Here is a 19,932-nt window from a genome sequence, read left to right as displayed (position 1 = left end):
ACGGGCTGGTTATCACGGACGAAGACGGTCTGCCGTTTCAGTATTTTGCGCCGGGGGGGTTGGGGCGTGGGGCTGGGGGCGTAGGGCGCGGAGCATGGGGCGTGGGGCGAAGGGCTGAGGGTGCGGATGGCGTCACCCCCATCCCCCCTGCCCTCGGCCCTTCGCCCCACGCTCCAACCCCTTCCCCCCTCGCTCTTTCCGAACGCCAGCGGGTGCAGGAAACGCTTTTCCACGAAAAACAGACCCTGATCGAAAACTGCCTGTTCGGGGTGGACATCAATTCCAACTCGGTCAACATCTGTCGGCTGCGGCTATGGATCGAGCTGCTGAAGAGTGCTTATTACGTAGCCGGGGGCATGGAGCAAAGGGCGGGGAGCGTGCATGGCACCAGCCCTATGCCCCCTGCCCCACGCCCCCTGCCCCCTGCCCCTAGCTCCACACCCTCAGCGTTTACCCTTCAAACCCTCCCTAACCTCGACATCAACCTCAAGGCGGGGAATTCGCTCATTGGGCGGTTTGAACTGGATCGGTCGTTCAGCGAGATTTTTGAGCATCCGCGCTTTAACCTCAAGGCGTACCGAACGGCCGTGACGACCTACAAACAGGCCCGTAGTAAGGACGTGAAGCAGGAAGTCAGCCGGTTTCTGAACGACATCAACGCCTACCTGCGGGGCATTTACCTCAACCGCGATCCGCTGCTGAAGGACATCTCGCGGCTACGGGGCGAACTGGCCCTGCTCGACAGTAGCCTCGATCTGTTCGGTACGTCGCTGCCGCCCACTAAAGGCAAAAAAGGCGAACCGACCAAGGAGCAGAAACGCGCCAGACTGCAGGCCGAACTCGCAGCTAAGGAGCAGGCGCTGGACGACAAACGCCGGAATCCGCTTTTCCGGAATGCGTTTGAGTGGCGGTTCGAGTTTCCGGAGGTACTCGACGAAGCGGGGAATTTCGTCGGCTTCGACCTGATCGTGGGCAATCCGCCCTACATCCGGCAGGAAGAACTGGGCGCGAACAAGACGGTATACCAGAAGGCGTTTCCGAACACCTACGCCGGTACGGCCGATCTCTACGTGATGTTCATCGAACAGGGGCTAAACCTGCTGCGACCGGGGGGGCAGTTTACCTTCATCCTGCCCAACAAATGGATGCGGGCGAGCTACGGGGCCAACCTCCGCAAATGGCTGAAGCAGTGGAACATCGAACAGATTACGGACTTCGGTGATTTGCCGGTGTTCGACGAGGCTACTACGTACCCCAGCATCCTGGCGATTCAGAAAGCGCCCTCGACGGGGCAGCTACGGGCCGCGCAGGTCGATACGCTCAAATTTGGCAAAGGCGGGCTGGCGGCTTACCTCCCCGACCGGACGTTCAGCGTCCCGACGGATTCGTTGCAGGATGGAGGCTGGGTACTGTCGGATGCGTCGGTGCAGAACCTGCTGACCAAACTCCGGCAGACCGGCAAACCCCTCCGCGAATACGTGCAGGACAAGATTTATCGTGGCATCAAAACCGACCTGAACAAAGCCTTTGTCATCAACGCCGAAACCCGCGACCGGCTCATTGCCGAAGATCCGCGCAGCGCCGAGATCATTAAGCCGTTCCTGGCCGGCCGCGACATTAAACGCTATCAGACGCCGAAAGCAGAAAGGTTTTTATTGTTTACCCGGCGCGGCATCCAGATTGAAGACTACCCGGCCGTTTTGAAACACCTTGACAAGTACAAAGAGGAGTTATTACCAAAGCCCAAGGGTTTCTCGGGAAAATGGAACGGCCGCAAGGAAGGTACGTATAAATGGTATGAGCTTCAGGATGCTGTTGATTACTACGAAGCGTTCGAGAAGCCGCATATCATCATTCCGGCTATTATTAAGGAGCCTTCGTGTGCATGGGATGAAAGCGGCATTTACTCCAACGACAAGACAACTATCGTAGCTACTGATGACAAATATGTATTAGGTGTTATGAATTGCCGCACGTCGTATTTTGTAATGCGGCAAATCTCTTCCACCAAACAAAACGGGTATTTCGAGTACAAGCCGGTATATATTTCTCAAATCCCCATTCCCGACATTTCCGCCGATGCGCAGGGGCCGTTCATTGAGAAAGTGGATGCGATTTTGGCGGCAAAGCAAGAGGACCCAAAAGCGGATACGTCGGCCCTGGAAGCTGAGCTGGACCAGATGGTGTACGCCCTGTTTGCGCTCACACCCGAGGAAATTGCGATTGTGGAGGGAGCGTAGGGCTTGAGGCAGGGGGCGTGGGTCTCTACCCCCTGCCCCCTGCTCCAAGCCCCTTGCGCGGGTCAAGCGTGACCCGGTCAGGCGTGACCCGGTCAGACGTACCGTCAGACCTATCGCGTATTCTTGCGATCCCTACCCCTGCCCCATGCCCTTCGCCCCCTGCTCAACGCCCCCTGCCCTTCTTGCCTTGCCGTCATTCTGGTGTATTTTCGGGTTATGAACCCCCTTCAATCCCTCCGCCAGCGCTATCTGCAACTGGTCGATGAGCTGTCGCCATCGGCTCGTGCGGCCTACGATGCCGTTACACGCCAGGAGCTGCTGCCCAAAGGTTATTACCTGTGCCGTCAGGGATTCGTTTGCCGCACCGTCGCTACGCTGCAAAGCGGCTCGGCCCGCATCTTTCACCTCAAGCCGGAAGGCCGGAGCGGAACCACCGACGTAACGACCGCCTTTTTCTTTCCGGGCGATTTCGTCACGTCTTTCCAGAGCTTCTACCTTCAGGTCCCCAGCCAGTCGGCTATCCAACTGCTGGAAGAATCGGCGGTAACGCTGCTCGACTACACCGCCCTGCAATCGCTGCGAACGACGTATCCTGAGATCGACCAGATCGACCGGCTGAGTAACGATTACTACACGATGTGGCTGGAGCAGCGCATCTTTTCCCTGCAATTCCACACGGCCGCCGAACGCTATGCCGACCTGCTGCGCAACGAGCCCTACCTGGTGCAGAAAGTCCCCCTGAGCTACATCGCGTCTTACCTCGGTATTACGCTCGAAACACTGAGTCGCATCCGCGCCCGGATCGACTGAGTGTTTTTTGACATTGGTCAAATCGGCTTTTGATCGATGTCAAGCAATGACCTAGCCGCCCACCCCAACTTTGTCCCGTCAACCAACCAACGCAACATCATGAACGTAATGCTGTTAGGGGCGGGGAGCATGGGCCAGTGGGCTGCTCAAACCGTCGTACAGTTTGATTCGGTCAGCCGGCTGACCATCGCCGACCGAAATCTGCGTGTAGCCCAGGCACTGGCCGATACCTGCGGCCCGAAAGCCGAAGCAATATCCCTCGACGTTACCGATCAGTCCGCGTTGCAGCAGGCACTGCGCCCACACGACGTAGTGCTCAACTGCGTCGGGCCGTATTATCGGTTCGGCGTGCCGACACTCAAAGCCGCCATTCAGACGGGCTGTCATTACCTCGACCTCTGCGACGACTGGGAGCCGACGCTCGATATGCTCAGCCTGAGTGCATCGGCCAACGAAGCAGGGATTACAGCCGTGATTGGATTGGGGGCCAGTCCTGGCGTATCAAATCTGCTGGCGATGAAACTGGCCGCGTCCTTCGACCAGATCGACCGGCTGTACACCGGTTGGCGGGTTGAGTCGTCGTTTGATACCGGCGACAGCCGGGCGGCCATTGAACACTGGGTTCACCAGTTTACGGGCCAGATCGACGTGCATCAGAACGGAAAGCGGCAAACGGCCCGGCCGCTGGAACCGGTCAGTCTGCACTACCCCGGCGCGGGCGAACGGACGTTTTATACACTCGGGCACCCCGAAGCGGTAACCCTGCCGCTGTTGCTGCCCGGCCTTCGCGAATGCAAAAACCTGATGCACATGCAGGAGGCAACGTATCTGGGCATAGCGCAACTGGCCGCTGCGGTGAATCAGGGACAGCTTACCGTAGCCGAAGCCGCCGACCAGATTGCTCAGGAGCAGCAGACTAATCCGACACCGGAGGACATAATTCCGGGCGACGTGGCCGAGGTTCCGTCACTTTTTGCCTGGGGTGAGGGCTGGATTGGTGGTCAGCGGAAGCAACTGGCCATCAGTTTAACGGCTTTTGCGCCGGGTATGGGTGGCATGACGGGGATTCCACTGGCCGTTGGGTTGTCGCTGCTGGCCGAAGGGCAACTAACCAAACGGGGGGTACTCACGCCGGAAGCGGCTTTCGACCCGGATGCGTTTTTGCGCGTGTTCAGCCAATATTGTACGTATCCCGCACCGGTAGCGGCCAATCAGTTCGTCCACCTTACGTCATCAAGCCATGAAACGGCCTAGTTTGTGGCTGAGCGTTCTGGCCTTTAGCCTGACGACGCTCGGCGGCTACTATCTCTTTGACAAACAAGACCATAAGACCATGAACACCTTACAAATCCAGAACCTGCTGGACAAGGCCATACAACCCGGTGGCCACCACCCCATTCATTACGTATCGATGGAGTTGCAGGGGCCAGATCAGTTCAGCGGGGCAGCCGGTCGAGTACCCGAAACGGGCGAAACCATCACGGACAGGCATGCCTTTCGCATCGCCAGCATCTCGAAACTGGTCACGGCTACGCTCGTCCTGCAATTGATGGAAGAAGGTCGGCTCGCCCTGTCGGACCGGATCGCAGACCGGCTGAAAGGCGTTCGTTACGTTCACCCTGACCGCCTGCATCGGTTCGGCGGACACGATTATGGACGCTCCATCACCGTCGAACATCTGCTCCGGCACACGAGCGGGCTGGCTGACTATATCGACAATGACGGGTTTCTGGCCAATGTGATGGCGAACCCACAACAGCAATGGTCGGCGGAGACCATCATGCAGTGTTTTGAGCAGTTGAATCTGGCCAACAAGGCCGTAGCTCCTCCGGGCGAACGGATGCATTACGCCGATACCAACTACGTGTTACTGGCTATCCTGATCGAACAGCTTACGAACAAGCCCCTGCACCAGGCCCTGACGGAGCGCCTGTTCGAGCCGTTGGGGATGGATAATACCTACCTGGAGTTTTACCAGCCGCCCCGTGGTCAGGTACCCCTGCTCTATCCGTACGTTGGCGAACTATCGCTTCGGCACATAAACACCTCGTTCGACTGGGGCGGGGGTGGTCTGGTGTCTACCCATGCTGATCTGCACCGGTTCATACGGAGCCTGTTTGGCGGTCGCCTATTTAAAAAACCAACCACGCTGACGCAGATGATAGATTTCCGGCCCGAAAACAATGCACGGTTCATGCTTGGCTCTCCAACCAGCGACTACGGTTTGGGTATTCGGCGGCTTCGGATTGGCCCTTACACGCTGCTTGGCCACAGCGGTTCGTGGGGATGCGTTCTGTATTACGACCCCGAGAAGGATGTTAGTCTTTCGGTGACTGTCAACCAAATGCCAGAATGATGGCGTACTCAGCCACCTGATCCGCGAAACCCTCCTGACAGGCGTGGGGCAAGGGGCTGGGGGCAAGGAGTAGCGCCTATGCGCGGGTCACGCCAGACCGGATCTGGCCAGATCCGGTCTGGCGTGACTCGGTCTGGCGTGACCCGGTCAGACGTACCGTCAGACCCGAATCATCCCCCCATGCCCCCTGCTCCTCACCCCGCACTACTCGTCAAAAGTTCTCACTTTGAGAGCCATCTGCGCCATCGAGTTACCGGCGTCCGCGGCCTTTGTGTAATGCAATCGGGCTTTTTTGCGATCGACCGGCCGCCCCAGCAACCCCAGATAATGCGTCTCGCCCAGCTCATAAAGCGCTCCGACGTGGTTCTGAGCGGCTGCCCGGGTCAAATAATTGTACCCGTTGGCAGCATCCGCAAGTTCGTAATAATAAATCCGGAAGGCCCGGTAACAGGCCTCCGCGTTGTTCTGGTCGGCAGAGGCCCTGTACCACTTCAGCGCTTCCTTCGGGTTCTTCTCCACGCCGTTACCGGCTTCGTACAGGGTACCGAGGTAGTACATGGCGTTGGCGCAGTCTTTACCAGCCGCTTTCTGATACCAGTCATAAGCCGTCTGGTAGTTTCGTTCAACACCCTGTCCAAACTGATACATCGAGCCGATGTAGGTGTGCGCCTGCACATTTCCGGCTTTGGCCGCCAGTGTATACCACCGCAGCGCCTGTTCATAATTCGTATTCATCCCCATCCCGAAGTGGTACATGGTCGCCAGGCAACACTGGGCTTCGGGATTTCCCTGCCGGGCGGCCAGCTGAAACAGCACGGCCGCCTTCGGCAGATCTTTGGCAGCGCCCCTGCCATGAAAATAACAGAGCGCCAGATTGTATTGCCCCCAGCTGTAGCCCTTATCGGCTGCTTTCCGAAAGCATTGTTCAGCCTTGACGTAGTCTTTCTGGTCCCAGAAACGCAGACCCTCGTCGACCAGTCGCTGCTTTTCGGGAACAACCGTTGAATCCCGACGCCAGGTCTGCGGAGCCGATGCGACTACGGAGGGGTCTGCCAAGCACTCCCTACCGGCAGTCAGAAACACCACCAGAAGTATGTACTTGCCATACGGATTCATCTCAATAGATCGCTTTGTCGATGAACGAGAAAAGTCTGCTTTCGGCCCGCAACTGATCCGCCGAACTACTGTCGGTTACCAGTACATCCCCGCGCTTGTGTACGAGTGCATCCCGCAGGTCAACGAGTGTCTTGTCATCATCGAACGGATGCGGTTTCATGATCAGTTTGTACTCACCCTGCATCGGAACGTTCGACCTGATAAACAGTAACGTCTGGCGTTTCAGGGTAAAGTCCTCCGTAATCACCAGCTCTTTATCGGAGATGGACTTGATCTTGTAGGGCGAACTTTGCCTGATAAACAGGTCGTTCAGCGTCTGGATAACCTTATCGACGGGGAGGTCATACTCGCGCTTGGCCAATCGGGCCGTGGCAAAATAGCTCTTGATCATTTCCAGATCATGCTTAACCACGCGCAGCGAAGCCACCGAATCGTGGAGCGCGCGGAGTTCGCCGGCCATACCCTGAATACGCAGTTCATAGGCTTTCACCAGTCGCTTGTTTTCGGCATAGGACTCCTCCAGCAACTGTTTGAAGCGGACACTATCCTGTTTCAGGGCTTCGACGTGCAGAAACAGCTTCCTGTTTTTGGTATTCAGTTTGGTTACCTGCTGGGTCAGCCCTTTCGACCGCTTGGCCAGATACTGGGCTTTCTTCTGGAAATAAGCGAGCTGCTGCGTGAGCGAATCATGTACGGCCTTTGTCTGCGATTGGGCCTGGGTTACGGTGGATAGGGCTATTACCCCAAAGAAGAGAAATACAAGTCTTCTCATACCTGGTACAAGTTTTAGAAGTGGTGTACATTAAAAACTGGGAAATTGAACTGTCAAGTAACTCACGCCGGTACGTATACGCACGAAAGGCAGTTAGTCGATTAGCCAGCAACGGTACGTGACCTACACTAAACGCCACGTATGAGGGCATAAACCTTTTTTACGTATAGTATCAGCCAAAACAAAGATGCGCAAATGTAATAGAAGTAACATTTGCAACAAGTTTTATTATCGAAAATGAAAAAATATAGATTAAACGGCTTTTTTCGTAACAGTTTCTTTTTATGTAAATGACCGACCTGTGTGGTCAGGTGCTCAACCTGACCACACCGCTATCAAGGTCTGACGGTACGTCTGACCGGGCCTGGTGTTACCCGGTCAGACGTACCGTCAGACCGGGTCACGTCAGACCAAATCACCACTCCACTTCGCGTTTGTCGTGCCAGAATTTGCCGGTTTCGGTTGGCGACGCTTCGGCGGCCAGCCAGACGATGGTTTCGGCTCCTTTCTCAACCGGTCGGCTGGCGCTGGAACCACCCATGTCGGTACGTACCCAGCCCGGATCAACGCAGTTAACCGCGATGTTCTGCTTGTGCAGGGCGGCCGCAAACTGGCGCGTCACGGCGTTCAGGGCGGTTTTCGAAATGCTGTAGGCGGGCGCATAGGTGTTCATGTCGTGCAGCGCGCCGGCCCCGCTCGATACGTTGATTACCCGGGCTCCAGACTGGCTTTTGAGCAGATACGGCAAAAAATACTGCGTTACCAGAATCGGGCCCGTCACGTTCGACTTCAGCGTCCGGTCCAGCATCTCGGTGTTGAGTTTGGTAATGTCCTCGCCGTGATCTTCCAGCACGGCCGCATTATTGATCAGTACATCGAGGTGGTCGGCTTTCTGCGAGAACGTACCCACCGCGTTTTTGATGCTGACCGGGTCCGTAATGTCGAGGTGAATAAACGTAGCTTCGAAGCCCTGATTACAGAGTTCTTCGGCGGCTTCGCGGCCTTTGGTCATGTCGCGGGCACCGATGAAAACGGCAAAACCCTGCTGCGCAAGCTGCCGGGCGGTTTCTTTGCCAATGCCTTTATTAGCGCCCGTAATAAAGGCTGTACGGGAATGTTCAGTGATCATGGCTGATTTTGCTGCGGTTGCGATAGGTCTGGCACACAAAATGGTATAAAGTAAGTAACCAGAACGCAACCTTTCCTGACGACGGCCGGCTATCGGCCATCCCATGCTTAACTGCTTCCGTCGGGCAGGTGTTCAGGAAATCAACCGTAAGCTAAAACGTACCATCTGTTTCCTCATATATGTTCTCTTTTTCTGTAATATACCGACTAAACTTGTGGTCATCTCCCAGCAGGCTCTTTATGAAACCACTTTCTTTTCTTTTGTCGATACCCGTTATCCTGTTCACCCTTTCAGAGCCAGCCCATGCCCAGAACCGGGGCGGATTTGCCCCCACCCAGCCCACAAGCCGCCAGGCCGGTGCCCGGCCCGTTGGGTCTTCCCAACCGACCGGAATGCTGCCCAGCGATGTAGCGGCTATTCGGATCGGGGTGCGCGGTGGCGTTACGAACCCGTATTTTCTGGAAAATCAGGGAGCTGAAGCAGAATTCGGTTACGTCGCCGGTGTGATGGCTCAGTTTGGCCGGGGCACCGTATCCTTTCAGCCGGAGGTTAATTTAAGCCAGTTTGGTTTCAGCACCTCAATTCCTTTTCTGGGGTCGATCAACGCCCGGTTTACCCAGATTGAAGTGCCGTTGCTGCTGAAATTTTCGTCGGGTCAGGCCACGGGCAACCGCATCTTTTTCAACGTTGGTCCCTACGGCTCGTATCTCTACCGCGCCACGAATAATGGCGTAAAGCAGGATCTCGACGGGTTGCTGGATACCCGATTCAGCGTCGGGGCAGCGGCCGGACTGGGAGCCGCGCTGAAAGCCGGTCCCGGTCACCTGACCGTTGAACTACGTGGTTTGTATACGCTGGGCACTACCGAAGAGATCAACACCGACAGCCGGGTTATTGTGGCACAGGGCACCGTTGGCTACATGATTCCGCTGGGTGGACAGTAAGGCGCTTTTGTGTGCCATACGGTTGCGGCCGGGTTGTGCGGTCAGACGTTAAATCTGATCGAACAAACAACTACCAACCGCTGTATGTGAAACGGTTAACCTTTTAATTGAAAGTATAAACCAGAAAAAACGATCTTTAGACTTTTATTTCTCATAGAGTGGGTTTCGGAATGGCGGTGGCTCCTGGCTATCGCCATTTTTGTTCCCGTTTAGCCCACTTACACATCTTTCACGCACCGAAACCCAACGTGCATCAGCGCTGTTTCGGGCGAGGTAAACGACCGGCCCGATACCCGGTAACCGTGGCACCAGCCCGGTTCGCACAGAAACGACCCGCCCCGCTGTACTTTCTCAGTCGGGTTGGCGGGCGGCTGTCCGGCCACCACGTCGGCGTAGTTTTGCCGCCAGTCTTCGCACCACTGCCACACATTGCCGGTCATGTCGGTCAGCCCAAGCGGGGTTTTGCCGAATTGCCCTACCGGCGACGTCAGGTGAAAGCCATCCAGCACGGCATCGGCTTCCGGAAACGTACCGTTCCAGGTGTTGGCCAGGAATTTACCCGCACTGGTTTTCAACTCATTACCGAAGGGGTAAAGGGTGCGGCTGTTGGTTGCGTTGCGGGCTGCGTGCTCCCACTCAAACTCGGAGGGCAGCCGCTTACCGGCCCAGCGGGCGTAGGCCTGCGCATCATTCCAGGATACCTGCGTAACGGGATGGTTGTCGGGGGCCGGGGGCTGGTCGGGTCCCTGCGGATGCGACCAGTTGGCGCCTTTGCGCAGGGTCCACTGCTTGGTGGTTTCGTCCAGTACGGCACCGTCGCCAAATTTTTCGGCTTCGGTCCTGTAGCCCGTTGCGGCCACGAACCGGCGAAACTCGGCCACCGTAACCAGGTGCTCGTCCATGAAAAACGGCTTGACCTGCACCCAGAATATCGGCTTTTCCCACGCCTGCCCATCGTCTGCCCCGATCTGCGTCAGGCCGCCCGGCACGTAGACCATCCCATCGGGAACGCTGGCCGGGCCGCTGGCCGACTGCGGCATCGGGTCCGGTTTGTCGGCAAACACAGTGAGGGTTGGCGTGAGCGACCGGCCTTCCGGATCAGCCTGGCAGGCCGCAAGCATACCGGCCGTAAGCAGTCCCATCACCCACTGAATGCGTCGTATCATAACGTACTAAAAACGTAACGGAGCCGGAAAAAGGGTATGGTATTCTACCGTAGCGACTCGATCCATCAGCATTTAATATCCCGCAGCATCAATTGCAGTGAGATGTTGCCGCCGTAGTGATTTTCTTCAACCTGGTAGCAGATCGAGAAGGGTTCACCCGTACTGAGCTGGTCGGCCCAGTGGGCAAAGCCGAAGCCAACGGCCGTGAAGGTGTGGCCCGATCGTCCCTGCCGAACCGTCATCTTCAGGTGCTTCTCCTTCATAATCGTCGGCAACCCGACCATATACACGTCGTCGGTCATGAAAACCGGACACATATTCTGCGGACCAAACGGCGCCATCTGCTTCAGGATACGGACCATCTTGGGCTCGATCTCGCTGAAGTCCATCGGCAGGTCGATTTCGACCAGCGGGGTCAGGTGTTCTTCGCTGATCCGGCGGGCAACCACCTCCTCAAACTTCCGCCGGAAAGCCTCGATGTTGTCGATGGGCAGCGTCATGCCGGCGGCAAACGTATGCCCCCCGAACTGTTCGAGCAGGTCGGCACACTCTTCAATGGCCTCGTACACATCGAAGCCCGGCACCGACCGCGCCGACCCGGCCGCTTTGTTGTGCGACTGCGTCAGGATGATCGTCGGGCGGTGAAAGTGCTCGATGCAGCGCGACGCCACAATCCCGATCACGCCTTTGTGCCAGGTGGCATCGTAGAGTACGGTGGTTTTGGCTTTTACCATCGTTTCGTTACGCCGGATCATGGACAAAGCCTGCTCCGTCATGGTCGTATCGAACTCGCGCCGGCTGGCATTGTGCTTATTGATTTCCAGCGCAAACTGATCGGCTTCTTCCTCCGAATGAGACAGCATCAGCTGCACGGCTGCCCGCGCGTGCTGAATCCGCCCGGCGGCATTGATGCGCGGCCCCAGCCCGAACACGACGTTGGTGATGTCGAGCTCCCGCGTGAAGCCGGCCACCTTAATCAGCGCTTTCACGCCCGGCCGAGGCGACTGGTTCAGCACCTTCAGTCCGTAGTGGGCCATCACCCGGTTTTCGCCCGTGATGGGCACGATATCCGACGCAATGCTGATGGCTACCAGATCGAGGTAGCCGAAGAGGGTTTCGAGCGGGATATTTTCGAAGATGCAGTAGGCCTGAAGCAGCTTGAAGCCAACCCCACAGCCGGTCAGTTCCTTGTAGGGATAGTCGCAGTCGGATCGCTTGGGGTCCAGCACAGCCGCAGCCGGCGGCAGTTCGTCGCCATCCGTTCCTCGGCCGGGGCGGTGGTGATCACAGATGATAAAATCAATACCGAGCTCCCAGGCTTCGGTTACCCGATCGATCGATTTGATGCCGCAGTCGAGACTGACAATCAGCGTAAACTCGTTCGCCACGGCCCAGTCGATGCCCGCCTTCGAAACGCCATAGCCCTCCTTGTACCGATCCGGAATGTAGTAATCAACGTGGGGGTAAAAAGTCTTCAGAAATCCGTAAAACAGCGCAACCGACGTAGTGCCGTCTACATCATAGTCGCCGTACACCAGAATTTTTTCCTGCCGCAGAAACGCCAGTTTCAGGCGTTCAATCGCCCGGTCCATATCTTTCATCAGGAACGGATCGTGCAGGTGGCCCAGCTCCGGCCGAAAGAACGAACGGGCCTCCTCGAACGTGTGGATACCGCGCTGCACGAGCAGACTGGCCAGAAACGGGCTGATATTCAGCGATTGGGTAAGGGATTCAATGGCCACCCGCTGCGCTGGTGAGTTCGGGAAGGGTTTAGTAATCCATCGTTTCGGGGGTGGTGTCGGCTGGGCTATCATACTGGCAAACTACGTTCACAAAGCCGTTTAAAGGGTAACGTTCAGTATGTCGATCTGCAATCTGTTTACTGCCCATCACCCTGCGAACCGCTCATGGCTGTTGTGGCCCGGTTGAGGGGCGTTTACAAATGTAAAAAAATGAGCGGTGATTTTACGCCGAAGCAACCCAAAAAAGGCTGACTGCACCGTAAAAGCACCGCTCTCGTCAACAGGGATCAGAACGTAACCACGCTCTTGAACGCTTCCTTGGGCTGGTAATTCTGATCAAACAAAAGCGGGTAATCTTTCCGGCCCGCAACGGGAAAATTGTCGAGCCAGGTTGTTTTGTCAGAAATGTTCCAGAACGTCACCCCGGTCAGGGTGCCTTTGTGCTTCCGGAACGTATCGAACAGCATCTTGTACTGAGCCGCCTGTTTGACCACCATATCCGGGGTCAACTCACTCGTATCGGTTGGTTTTTTAGCCCGGCGCTCGTGTTCTTTTGGGTGAACCGATACGTCCAGCTCGGTGATCTGTACCTGCAGTCCCAGGCTGGCGAACTGTTTGATGGACGTTTCCAGCTCCCCGACGGTTGGTTCGTAAATCGACCAGTGACCCTGCAAGCCAACGCCCTGGATGGGAACGCCTTTGTTCTTCAGCTTTTTCAGGAGCTGAAAAATCCGCTCGCGCTTCGATGCATTTTCGGTGTTATAGTCATTATAAAACAACGTCGCACCGGGGTCGGCCGCGTGGGCGTATTCAAATGCTTTTTCGATGTAGTCTTCGCCGATGATCTCGTAAAACTTCGACCGCCTGTAGATGCCCGTACCGGTATCCGGCACGGCTTCGTTGACCACATCCCAGGCGTAAATTTTGCCTTTGTACCGCCCCATTACGTCGTTGATGTGCTGCTTCAGGCGGCTCAGCAGCACCTCGCGACTCACCTGATTGCCCTGGGCATCGGTGAAAAACCAGCGGGGCGTCTGGTTATGCCAGCAGAGCGTATGCCCTCTGACTTTGAAGTTGTTCTGCTGGGCGAAGGCCACAATGGCATCGGCATCCTGCCAGAAATACCGGTTCTCTTCGGGATGAATCGGGCCCATCTTCATGGCATTTTCCGGCGTCAGGCTGTTGAATTGCTGCCGGATCAACTCCGCTTCCGGCCCGGTCAGGCTTCTGGGGGCCACGGCCACGCCAACCGGAAAGAAATTCCTGTACGCTTCCTTTAGCGTAGGTAGAGCCAGGTGCCTGTCGGGGTCCACCGTAGCGCCGAAGCAGAGTAAGCCACCGAGTAGCGCGGTTAAGCCGATTGATTTGTTCATGACGAATGCGGTTAATTGGTAAGGAATTGATTTACAAGTCAGATACTGAATGTTGAATTGTTCTTGAAAAAAGCTTCGACTATGCATTGGTAGACTAGGTGCGTACCTGAATTTTGGCTGATGCCAGGCGTCGACCTCCCCCAAGATACTACGTTTACTGGTTATCCGTTCGGAACGGGGAGGCCGGCAAGCCTTCTTTGTTGTATAAATTCGGATGAACAGGGTTGTCGGCCCAGGCGTAGCGCACGTATTGGGGCGCGGTCACTTCATCGCTCCACACCACCACCTTGTCGCCTTCAATCCTCGCCTTGGCCCAGACGAACTTTTTGTCGCTCCCGGCAATGGCGAATTCGCCGAGTTCTTCGCCGTCGCTGGCGATTAGGCCACTCCCCACGTTCGTAAAACTGATCACGATTTTATTGCCGTCAACGGTTGCCGACTGGAATAACGGACCCGAATAAACCCGGTTTTCTTTGTACGCTACGTTCATAGCGGCCAGCGCCAGCCGTTCGCCCACGTCTTTTTTGTTGTCGGGGTGAATATCGTTCCACTCGCCGAGGTCGATTGCCACCGCCATCGCCGTGTTGGGCACCGACAGGGCTTTGAGCTGGGCTTCCCGCAAGACGGCCCAGCTACTCTCGCCAGGCTGGTAGTTGTAGTCCATGAACCCCGGAAGCTGTACGTACAGAAACGGCAACGCCGGCTGGCTGAACCGGTTCCGCCAGTCGCTGATCAACGCCCGCTGCAAGGTTTCGTATTCCTGCGGCCGGCCGGCGTTACTTTCGCCCTGATACCAGCAAACCCCCTTGATAGCGTATTCGACGGCCGGAGCAATCATAGCGTTGTATAAAGCCGTGGGCTGATTCTGCGCATTGATGGCCCCGGCTGGACTGCCCCCGGCTGCATTGCCCCTGGCCACTGGCCGGTAAGCCGTGCCTACTTTGTACTGCCAGGTTCCTTTCAGATCAACGGTGTCGGCTCCCGCAAAGATGCAGTACGGCTTGTCAGGCACGAAGCCGCCTTTTCCGGCCATGTTCGTCACCCGTACAACAAAGGTGTTCTTACCCGGTTTTAGCACGTCGGCGGGCACGGCATACCGGCGCTGCGGGTATTGATAGGTGGTGCGCCCGACCAGCTTGCCGTTGATGTAGAGTTCGTCGGCATCTACGATTCGGCCCAGAAACACCCTGGCCGCCTTACCTGCCATAGAAGCCGGAATCTCCACCTCGCGACGGTACCAGACCACGCCGTTCAGGTCCCTGATGCCCTGGTCTTCCCAGTAGCCCGGAACGTTGATCGGCCGCCAGCCTTTGGGCGCATAGGCCGGGTCTGACCATTTGGTGGAACCCGTCATGCCCAAATCGACCGGCGGTGTGGGCCGGGGGACAGCAGCCGCCCGACGAGCCAGGCCATTGATGTAGGTTGTATCCTTGTTTTTCTCGATGAGTGCTTTCTGCGATGGAATCTCCTTCAGGCCCGCTTCGCTGATCCAGGCTTCAATGGGCGTACCGCCTACGCTGGCGTTGATGATACCGATCGGTACGTTGTATCTCTGGTGAATCGTTTTGGCGAAGAAATAAGCCACCGCCGAAAATGGCCGAACGTCCTCCCCCACGGCGGCTTTCCACTGCCCTTGTGGGAAATCGCGTTGTGGCCCTTGCAGGTCCGTCAGGGTAGGCACCCAGAACTGGCGGATGTTGGGAAAGTTAGCCTCCGCAATTTCCTTGGCGTAGGTCACGTCGTGAATATTCAGCTGGTGGACCATGTTGCTCTGGCCGCTGCACAACCACACATCGCCCAGGAGAATATCGTTGACCGTCAGCCGTGACGTTCCTCCCGCAACCTCCATGTTATACGGCCCACCCGCCGGTGCAGGCGGCAATGTCACCTGCCACGTACCCTCGCTGTTGGTCTGGCTTTTATAGGTTTTATTCCTGAAGCGGACCGTAATTCGCTCCCCGGCTTTGGCCCAGCCCCAGATGGTCAGGCGCGTGTCGCGTTGCAGCACCATACCATCGCTGATTAATTTTGGTAAACGTAGTTGAGCCTGTGCGGTAACACCGACCAGTAACAGCCAGCAGCATAAAACGAAGCACTTCATTGTCAGTCAATCTTCAGGACATTGTTGAGGTCATTGATCAGCAGACTACGGTCCCGTGCAGACAATTTGCTTTCTGCCATCAACGGGGTTAGCTGATTAAGATGCCAAATAAAATCAATTTCATGCAATCGATTGCAAAACTAATGAATGGTATTGTACTGCCCCTCCTTTGTGTGCGTCCTGCGCCTGCGATGTGAACGGTATCCGTGATTTGAGCCAACCAAACCACCCCGAAAGGTGCCGCCAACGGCGAATGAGCAAATTTGGGGATCATGACCGTTAGAATTTACTAAATCCGGACTATTTTCGTTTTTGGAAAAACCATGATGCCGATGTTTGTTTTCCTGTCGTTGCTAGTTGCCCGCTTCGTTCTCGTACCTGTTGAAAGCCCTGCTGCAAAAGCTACGCTGCTCATAGACGTACAAAACGTCCGCCAGACCAAAGGGCTCGTGAACATAGCGCTGTTCAAAGCCTGCGCCGGTTTTCCGGAGTGTAAACCGTTCGACGTCAGACAGATAAAACCCACTGGAGCCAGCGTTGAAGCTACGTTTTCGGTTGAGCCGGGCGAGTATGCCGTGGCGGTGTATCACGACGCCAATGCCAACGGCGTGCTGGACAAACGGATGTTCGGCATCCCCAAGGAGCCGTACGGTTTCAGCAATAATTTCCGGCCGGTGATGTCGGCCCCCAAGTTTAGTGACTGCAAAATTCAGGTCAACGCCGACGGTAAGTCGATCAGTATCAAGTTGAACTGATTCGCTGCAACCATACAGGGTATAAACAGAGCCAGGACGTTGAACAACGTTTCTGCGTCAAAAGACACGTATCATCCTAAAGCAGATCGACTCCTGTGTTGAATCAACGTGATTCCTGGCTAACTCAATGAGTATTTTTGTCATCTCGGTCATGGTACCATAAAAGCCGCCTTACCAGACTGGCAAACAATGGATTAGACTACTACCGCCAGCCAGGACTCACGTTAAGCAGTCACTCACAAACAATCCACTCACTCCCAATTCAAAAAATTTTCGTAACTTTGTCTGGCAAATAACACCACCTGTTTATTTGCCATGAGCTTAGATGCCAGCAAGTTTCTCTACGAGGCTCTCACCTACGACGACGTTCTGCTCCTGCCTGCCTATTCGGAGGTTCTCCCGCGTGACACTCAGACCAATACCCAACTAACCCGCAACATCCGGCTGAACATTCCGCTTGTCTCAGCGGCTATGGACACCGTGACGGAGTCGGACCTGGCCATTGCCATGGCGCAGGAGGGCGGTATCGGCATGATTCACAAAAACATGAGCGTGGAGGCTCAGGCCGATCAGGTCCGGAAAGTAAAGCGGTCGGAGAGCGGTATGATCATCGATCCCATTACGCTGGTTGAAAGCGCTACCCTCGCCGATGCGCACAAGATCATGCGCGAGTTTAAAATCGGCGGGATTCCCGTTGTCGATGCCGACAACAAACTGGTTGGTATCCTGACCAACCGCGACCTCCGCTTCCAGACCGATCTGACCCAGCCCGTAACGGACATCATGACGATGGAAAACCTGATTACGGCCCGCGAAGGATTGACGCTCGAAGAAGCCGAAAGTATCCTGCAACAGTACCGGATCGAAAAGCTACCCATCGTCAACGATCAGTACAAACTCGTCGGACTGATTACGTACAAGGATATTCTGAAGAAGAAGAACCATCCCAACGCCTGTAAGGACGAACTCGGCCGGCTGCGGGTCGGAGCGGCCGTCGGTGTTACGCCCGACCTGATCCGGCGCATCGAAGCCCTGGTGAAAGCGGGCGTTGACGTCATCAGCGTCGATACGGCCCACGGCCATTCCAAAGGTGTACTGGACGCGGTACGTAACATCAAACAGCGGTTTCCCAACCTGGAGGTCATTGCCGGCAACGTCGCTACGGGCGAAGGCGCCAAAGCCCTGGCCGACGCGGGAGCCGATGCCGTGAAAGTGGGCGTAGGCCCGGGCAGCATCTGCACTACCCGCATCATTGCCGGGATTGGTATGCCGCAGCTCACGGCCGTCTACGAAGCCGCTAAAGCACTGGAAGGCACGGGGATTCCCGTGATCGCCGATGGTGGCATTCGCTTCTCCGGCGACATTACCAAGGCGCTGGCCGGTGGAGCCAGTACGGTCATGATCGGATCGCTGCTGGCCGGTACCGAAGAAGCTCCCGGCGAAGTGGTCCTGTACGAAGGTCGCCGGTTCAAGACGTACCGCGGTATGGGGTCTGTCGAAGCCATGGAAGACGGCTCAAGAGACCGTTATTTCCAGGATGCTGAAGACGATATCAAGAAACTGGTGCCGGAAGGTATCGTGGGTCGGGTACCGTTCAAAGGTCGCGTGTCGGAGATCGTGTACCAGCTCGTCGGTGGTCTGAAAGCAGGCATGGGCTACTGCGGTGCTCCCGACATTCCGGCGTTGCAACAAGCTAAATTTGTGAAGATTACGGCAGCCGGTTCGCGGGAAAGCCATCCCCACGACATCCAGATCCAGAAAGAAGCGCCGAACTACTCGGTGAGGTAAAAAGATTGAGTTGTTGAATGATTGAATTGTTGAATGAGCAACTCAATTCAATCACTCAACAACTCAATCGGTTAAAGATAGTGCACTGTACTGTTGGTGCCGTGGGAGGTTAAATTGAGTTCCCGAACGGCGATGCGGTAATGATCGATGACGGCATCGTGAGCCGGATCGTGCTTCATCTGAAAAAACAGGGAGGGCGTAATCAGTTCGGTCAGGTTGCCGCGCAGTACGGTCTTTTCGACATGATAATGCCCGCAGACCACCGTTACGTGGCAGGGCAGTTCCTTCACCAGCGACAAAAACTGGTCGCCCTGCTGAAACGGGTACGTAGTGTCCATGTACCGGACATCGGCTTCGACGGGTGGGTGATGCATGAACACCAGTACGTTGTTGTCCTTCAGCACCAGCAGATGTTCCCGCAGCCACTCCCACTGCGTCGGGGACATGGTTCCGCGGGACGTATCGAGGAACAGCGACGGGTAACCTTCCAGCGGCAGGGCATAATACAGTTCACCGTCCTGAAGGTTATGCGTCAGGTTCATTTCCTCCGCCAGCAGCGTAGAATCGTCGTGGTTGCCGGCAATGTAATAACACGGAAATCGCAGCCGACTTACCTGCTGACGGACCCACTGGTAGATCGTGCGGTCGCCGGTCTGGTAGCAGATGTCCCCCCCGATAACGAGGCAGGCCGGATTGACTTCAGGCAGAAACGCCAGCGCATTCAGAAAATTCTGGCGCACATCAACGTCCATGGGTTTTTCGCCTTCGGCCCCGATGTGCAGATCAGTAATGAACGCAACTCTCATAGGGCTGTTTTCGCTTCGTTCCAGAACACATCCATCTCCGCCAGCGTCATATCCTTTAGATCCCGTCCACTTTCTTTGGCCCTGGCCTCAAGGTACTGGAATCGCCTGATGAATTTCTTGTTGGTTCGCTCCAGCGCCGTTTCGGGGTTGATGTCGATGAAACGGGCGTAGTTGACCAGCGAGAACAGCAGATCGCCGAATTCGCCCTCCGCGCGCTGGCGGTCAATGGCTTCGTTTTTCTCTGCGTTGAACTCGGCCTTAAACTCCTGCATTTCCTCCTCAACCTTTTCCCAGACCTGCTGCTTCTCTTCCCAGTCGAAGCCGGCACCCCGGGCTTTTTCCTGAATGCGCATGGCTTTGACCAGCGCCGGCAGTGACCCCGGTACGCCACCCAGCACGGATTTGTTGCCTTCTTTGAGTTTCAGCTGCTCCCAGTTCTGTTTAACTTCTTCTTCCGTTTCGGCTTTCGTGTTACCGTAGATGTGCGGGTGCCGGCTGATCAGCTTCTCGCAAATCCCGTTCAGTACGTCGGCGATGTCGAATGCCCCCGTTTCCGACGCAATCCGGGCGTAAAATACCAGGTGCAGCAGCAGATCTCCCAGTTCCTTCCGCACTTCGGGCGCGTCGTTTTCCAGAATGGCATCAGACAGTTCGTACGTTTCCTCGATGGTCAGGTGGCGAAGGCTTTCCCAGGTCTGCTTACGGTCCCAGGGACATTGCTCACGCAATTCGTCCATGATGGTCAGCAGCCGATCGAAGGCCAGCAGCTGCTCCCGTCGGCGGGGCGTCATCGCGTCAATTTTCTCGTCCAGGTTGTTGGTTGTCATACTACAA

Annotated in this window: 16 protein-coding genes; 7 read left to right on the top strand and 9 right to left on the bottom strand. The window is 56.2% G+C overall.

Going from position 1 to position 19,932, the window contains the following annotated elements; all coding sequences use genetic code 11:
- From DYU11_RS30880 to DYU11_RS30865, 4 genes are all read left to right on the top strand, one after another.
- Window positions 1-2,240 (top strand): Eco57I restriction-modification methylase domain-containing protein (locus DYU11_RS30880; RefSeq protein WP_199736847.1); only part of this gene is annotated, 2,240 nt, incomplete at its 5' end.
- Between the two features lie 123 nt (window positions 2,241-2,363).
- The gene (locus tag DYU11_RS30875; protein WP_147368085.1) at window positions 2,364-3,050 is read left to right on the top strand and encodes a Crp/Fnr family transcriptional regulator; all 687 of its coding nucleotides are present in this window, start codon (window positions 2,364-2,366) and stop codon (window positions 3,048-3,050) included.
- Window positions 3,051-3,149: 99 nt separating this feature from the next.
- Entirely contained in the window at window positions 3,150-4,304 is a 1,155-nt protein-coding gene (locus tag DYU11_RS30870) for a saccharopine dehydrogenase family protein (protein WP_158600398.1), read from the top strand.
- Entirely contained in the window at window positions 4,291-5,406 is a 1,116-nt protein-coding gene (locus DYU11_RS30865; RefSeq protein ID WP_119671604.1) for a serine hydrolase domain-containing protein, read from the top strand. The genes DYU11_RS30870 and DYU11_RS30865 overlap by 14 nt, the downstream gene beginning before the upstream one ends.
- Before the next feature lie 204 nt (window positions 5,407-5,610).
- Here DYU11_RS30865 and DYU11_RS30860 read toward each other — a convergent pair whose 3' ends face one another.
- The 3 genes from DYU11_RS30860 to DYU11_RS30850 form a co-directional block, all read right to left on the bottom strand.
- Complete coding sequence (locus DYU11_RS30860) at window positions 5,611-6,522, bottom strand: tetratricopeptide repeat protein (protein WP_119671603.1); 912 nt, start codon at window positions 6,520-6,522, stop codon at window positions 5,611-5,613.
- A gap of 1 nt (window position 6,523) precedes the next feature.
- Window positions 6,524-7,294, bottom strand: a complete 771-nt coding sequence (locus DYU11_RS30855) for an MreC domain-containing protein (RefSeq protein WP_119671602.1) — start codon at window positions 7,292-7,294, stop codon at window positions 6,524-6,526.
- Window positions 7,295-7,709: 415 nt separating this feature from the next.
- Window positions 7,710-8,423 (bottom strand): SDR family oxidoreductase, encoded by a 714-nt coding sequence (locus tag DYU11_RS30850; protein WP_119671601.1) that lies wholly within the window; start codon window positions 8,421-8,423, stop codon window positions 7,710-7,712.
- Window positions 8,424-8,662: 239 nt separating this feature from the next.
- Here DYU11_RS30850 and DYU11_RS30845 point away from each other — a divergent pair, with 239 nt between their 5' ends.
- Window positions 8,663-9,367 carry a porin family protein gene (locus DYU11_RS30845; protein ID WP_158600397.1) on the top strand — a complete coding sequence of 235 codons (705 nt, stop codon included), beginning with the start codon at window positions 8,663-8,665 and terminating at the stop codon, window positions 9,365-9,367.
- 218 nt (window positions 9,368-9,585) lie between these two features.
- Here DYU11_RS30845 and DYU11_RS30840 read toward each other — a convergent pair whose 3' ends face one another.
- From DYU11_RS30840 to DYU11_RS30825, 4 genes are all read right to left on the bottom strand, one after another.
- Window positions 9,586-10,533, bottom strand: a complete 948-nt coding sequence (locus tag DYU11_RS30840) for a formylglycine-generating enzyme family protein (protein ID WP_119671599.1) — start codon at window positions 10,531-10,533, stop codon at window positions 9,586-9,588.
- A 65-nt stretch (window positions 10,534-10,598) separates the two neighbouring features.
- Window positions 10,599-12,347: a single-stranded-DNA-specific exonuclease RecJ gene (recJ, locus tag DYU11_RS30835; protein ID WP_199736845.1), complete on the bottom strand. Its 1,749-nt coding sequence runs from the start codon at window positions 12,345-12,347 to the stop codon at window positions 10,599-10,601.
- Between the two features lie 215 nt (window positions 12,348-12,562).
- A complete protein-coding gene (locus tag DYU11_RS30830; protein WP_119671598.1) occupies window positions 12,563-13,648 on the bottom strand; it encodes an endo-1,4-beta-xylanase in 1,086 nt (361 codons plus the stop codon).
- A 154-nt stretch (window positions 13,649-13,802) separates the two neighbouring features.
- Window positions 13,803-15,749: a sialate O-acetylesterase gene (locus DYU11_RS30825; RefSeq protein ID WP_119671597.1), complete on the bottom strand. Its 1,947-nt coding sequence runs from the start codon at window positions 15,747-15,749 to the stop codon at window positions 13,803-13,805.
- A 323-nt stretch (window positions 15,750-16,072) separates the two neighbouring features.
- On the opposite strand from DYU11_RS30825, the gene DYU11_RS30820 reads away from it, so the two are divergent.
- The gene (locus DYU11_RS30820) at window positions 16,073-16,504 is read left to right on the top strand and encodes a DUF2141 domain-containing protein (protein ID WP_229366135.1); all 432 of its coding nucleotides are present in this window, start codon (window positions 16,073-16,075) and stop codon (window positions 16,502-16,504) included.
- 315 nt (window positions 16,505-16,819) lie between these two features.
- A complete protein-coding gene (guaB, locus tag DYU11_RS30815; RefSeq protein WP_119671595.1) occupies window positions 16,820-18,292 on the top strand; it encodes an IMP dehydrogenase in 1,473 nt (490 codons plus the stop codon).
- A gap of 71 nt (window positions 18,293-18,363) precedes the next feature.
- Here the strand turns inward: guaB and DYU11_RS30810 are convergent, their stop codons facing one another.
- Together DYU11_RS30810 and mazG are read right to left on the bottom strand one after the other, a co-directional pair.
- Window positions 18,364-19,098, bottom strand: a complete 735-nt coding sequence (locus tag DYU11_RS30810; RefSeq protein ID WP_119671594.1) for a metallophosphoesterase family protein — start codon at window positions 19,096-19,098, stop codon at window positions 18,364-18,366.
- Window positions 19,095-19,925 (bottom strand): nucleoside triphosphate pyrophosphohydrolase, encoded by an 831-nt coding sequence (mazG, locus tag DYU11_RS30805; RefSeq protein ID WP_199736843.1) that lies wholly within the window; start codon window positions 19,923-19,925, stop codon window positions 19,095-19,097. Before mazG ends, DYU11_RS30810 begins: the two co-directional genes overlap by 4 nt.
- Window positions 19,926-19,932 lie beyond the last annotated feature (7 nt).

Origin of the sequence: Fibrisoma montanum (genome assembly GCF_003583365.1) — a bacterium.
Taxonomy (GTDB): domain Bacteria; phylum Bacteroidota; class Bacteroidia; order Cytophagales; family Spirosomataceae; genus Fibrisoma; species Fibrisoma montanum.
The sequence above is the reverse complement of the archived record's forward strand: the minus strand, read 5'-3'. Positions and strand labels throughout refer to the sequence as shown.

Coding starts and splice junctions, on each gene's coding strand:
- DYU11_RS30870 (WP_158600398.1), top strand. CDS start 3,150: ATGAACGTAATGCTGTTAGGGGCGGGGAGCATGGGCCAGTGGGCTGCT.
- DYU11_RS30865 (WP_119671604.1), top strand. CDS start 4,291: ATGAAACGGCCTAGTTTGTGGCTGAGCGTTCTGGCCTTTAGCCTGACG.
- DYU11_RS30860 (WP_119671603.1), bottom strand. CDS start 6,522: ATGAATCCGTATGGCAAGTACATACTTCTGGTGGTGTTTCTGACTGCC.
- DYU11_RS30855 (WP_119671602.1), bottom strand. CDS start 7,294: ATGAGAAGACTTGTATTTCTCTTCTTTGGGGTAATAGCCCTATCCACC.
- DYU11_RS30850 (WP_119671601.1), bottom strand. CDS start 8,423: ATGATCACTGAACATTCCCGTACAGCCTTTATTACGGGCGCTAATAAA.
- DYU11_RS30845 (WP_158600397.1), top strand. CDS start 8,663: ATGAAACCACTTTCTTTTCTTTTGTCGATACCCGTTATCCTGTTCACC.
- DYU11_RS30840 (WP_119671599.1), bottom strand. CDS start 10,533: ATGATACGACGCATTCAGTGGGTGATGGGACTGCTTACGGCCGGTATG.
- recJ (WP_199736845.1), bottom strand. CDS start 12,347: ATGATAGCCCAGCCGACACCACCCCCGAAACGATGGATTACTAAACCC.
- DYU11_RS30830 (WP_119671598.1), bottom strand. CDS start 13,648: ATGAACAAATCAATCGGCTTAACCGCGCTACTCGGTGGCTTACTCTGC.
- DYU11_RS30825 (WP_119671597.1), bottom strand. CDS start 15,749: ATGAAGTGCTTCGTTTTATGCTGCTGGCTGTTACTGGTCGGTGTTACC.
- DYU11_RS30820 (WP_229366135.1), top strand. CDS start 16,073: ATGATGCCGATGTTTGTTTTCCTGTCGTTGCTAGTTGCCCGCTTCGTT.
- guaB (WP_119671595.1), top strand. CDS start 16,820: ATGAGCTTAGATGCCAGCAAGTTTCTCTACGAGGCTCTCACCTACGAC.
- DYU11_RS30810 (WP_119671594.1), bottom strand. CDS start 19,098: ATGAGAGTTGCGTTCATTACTGATCTGCACATCGGGGCCGAAGGCGAA.
- mazG (WP_199736843.1), bottom strand. CDS start 19,925: ATGACAACCAACAACCTGGACGAGAAAATTGACGCGATGACGCCCCGC.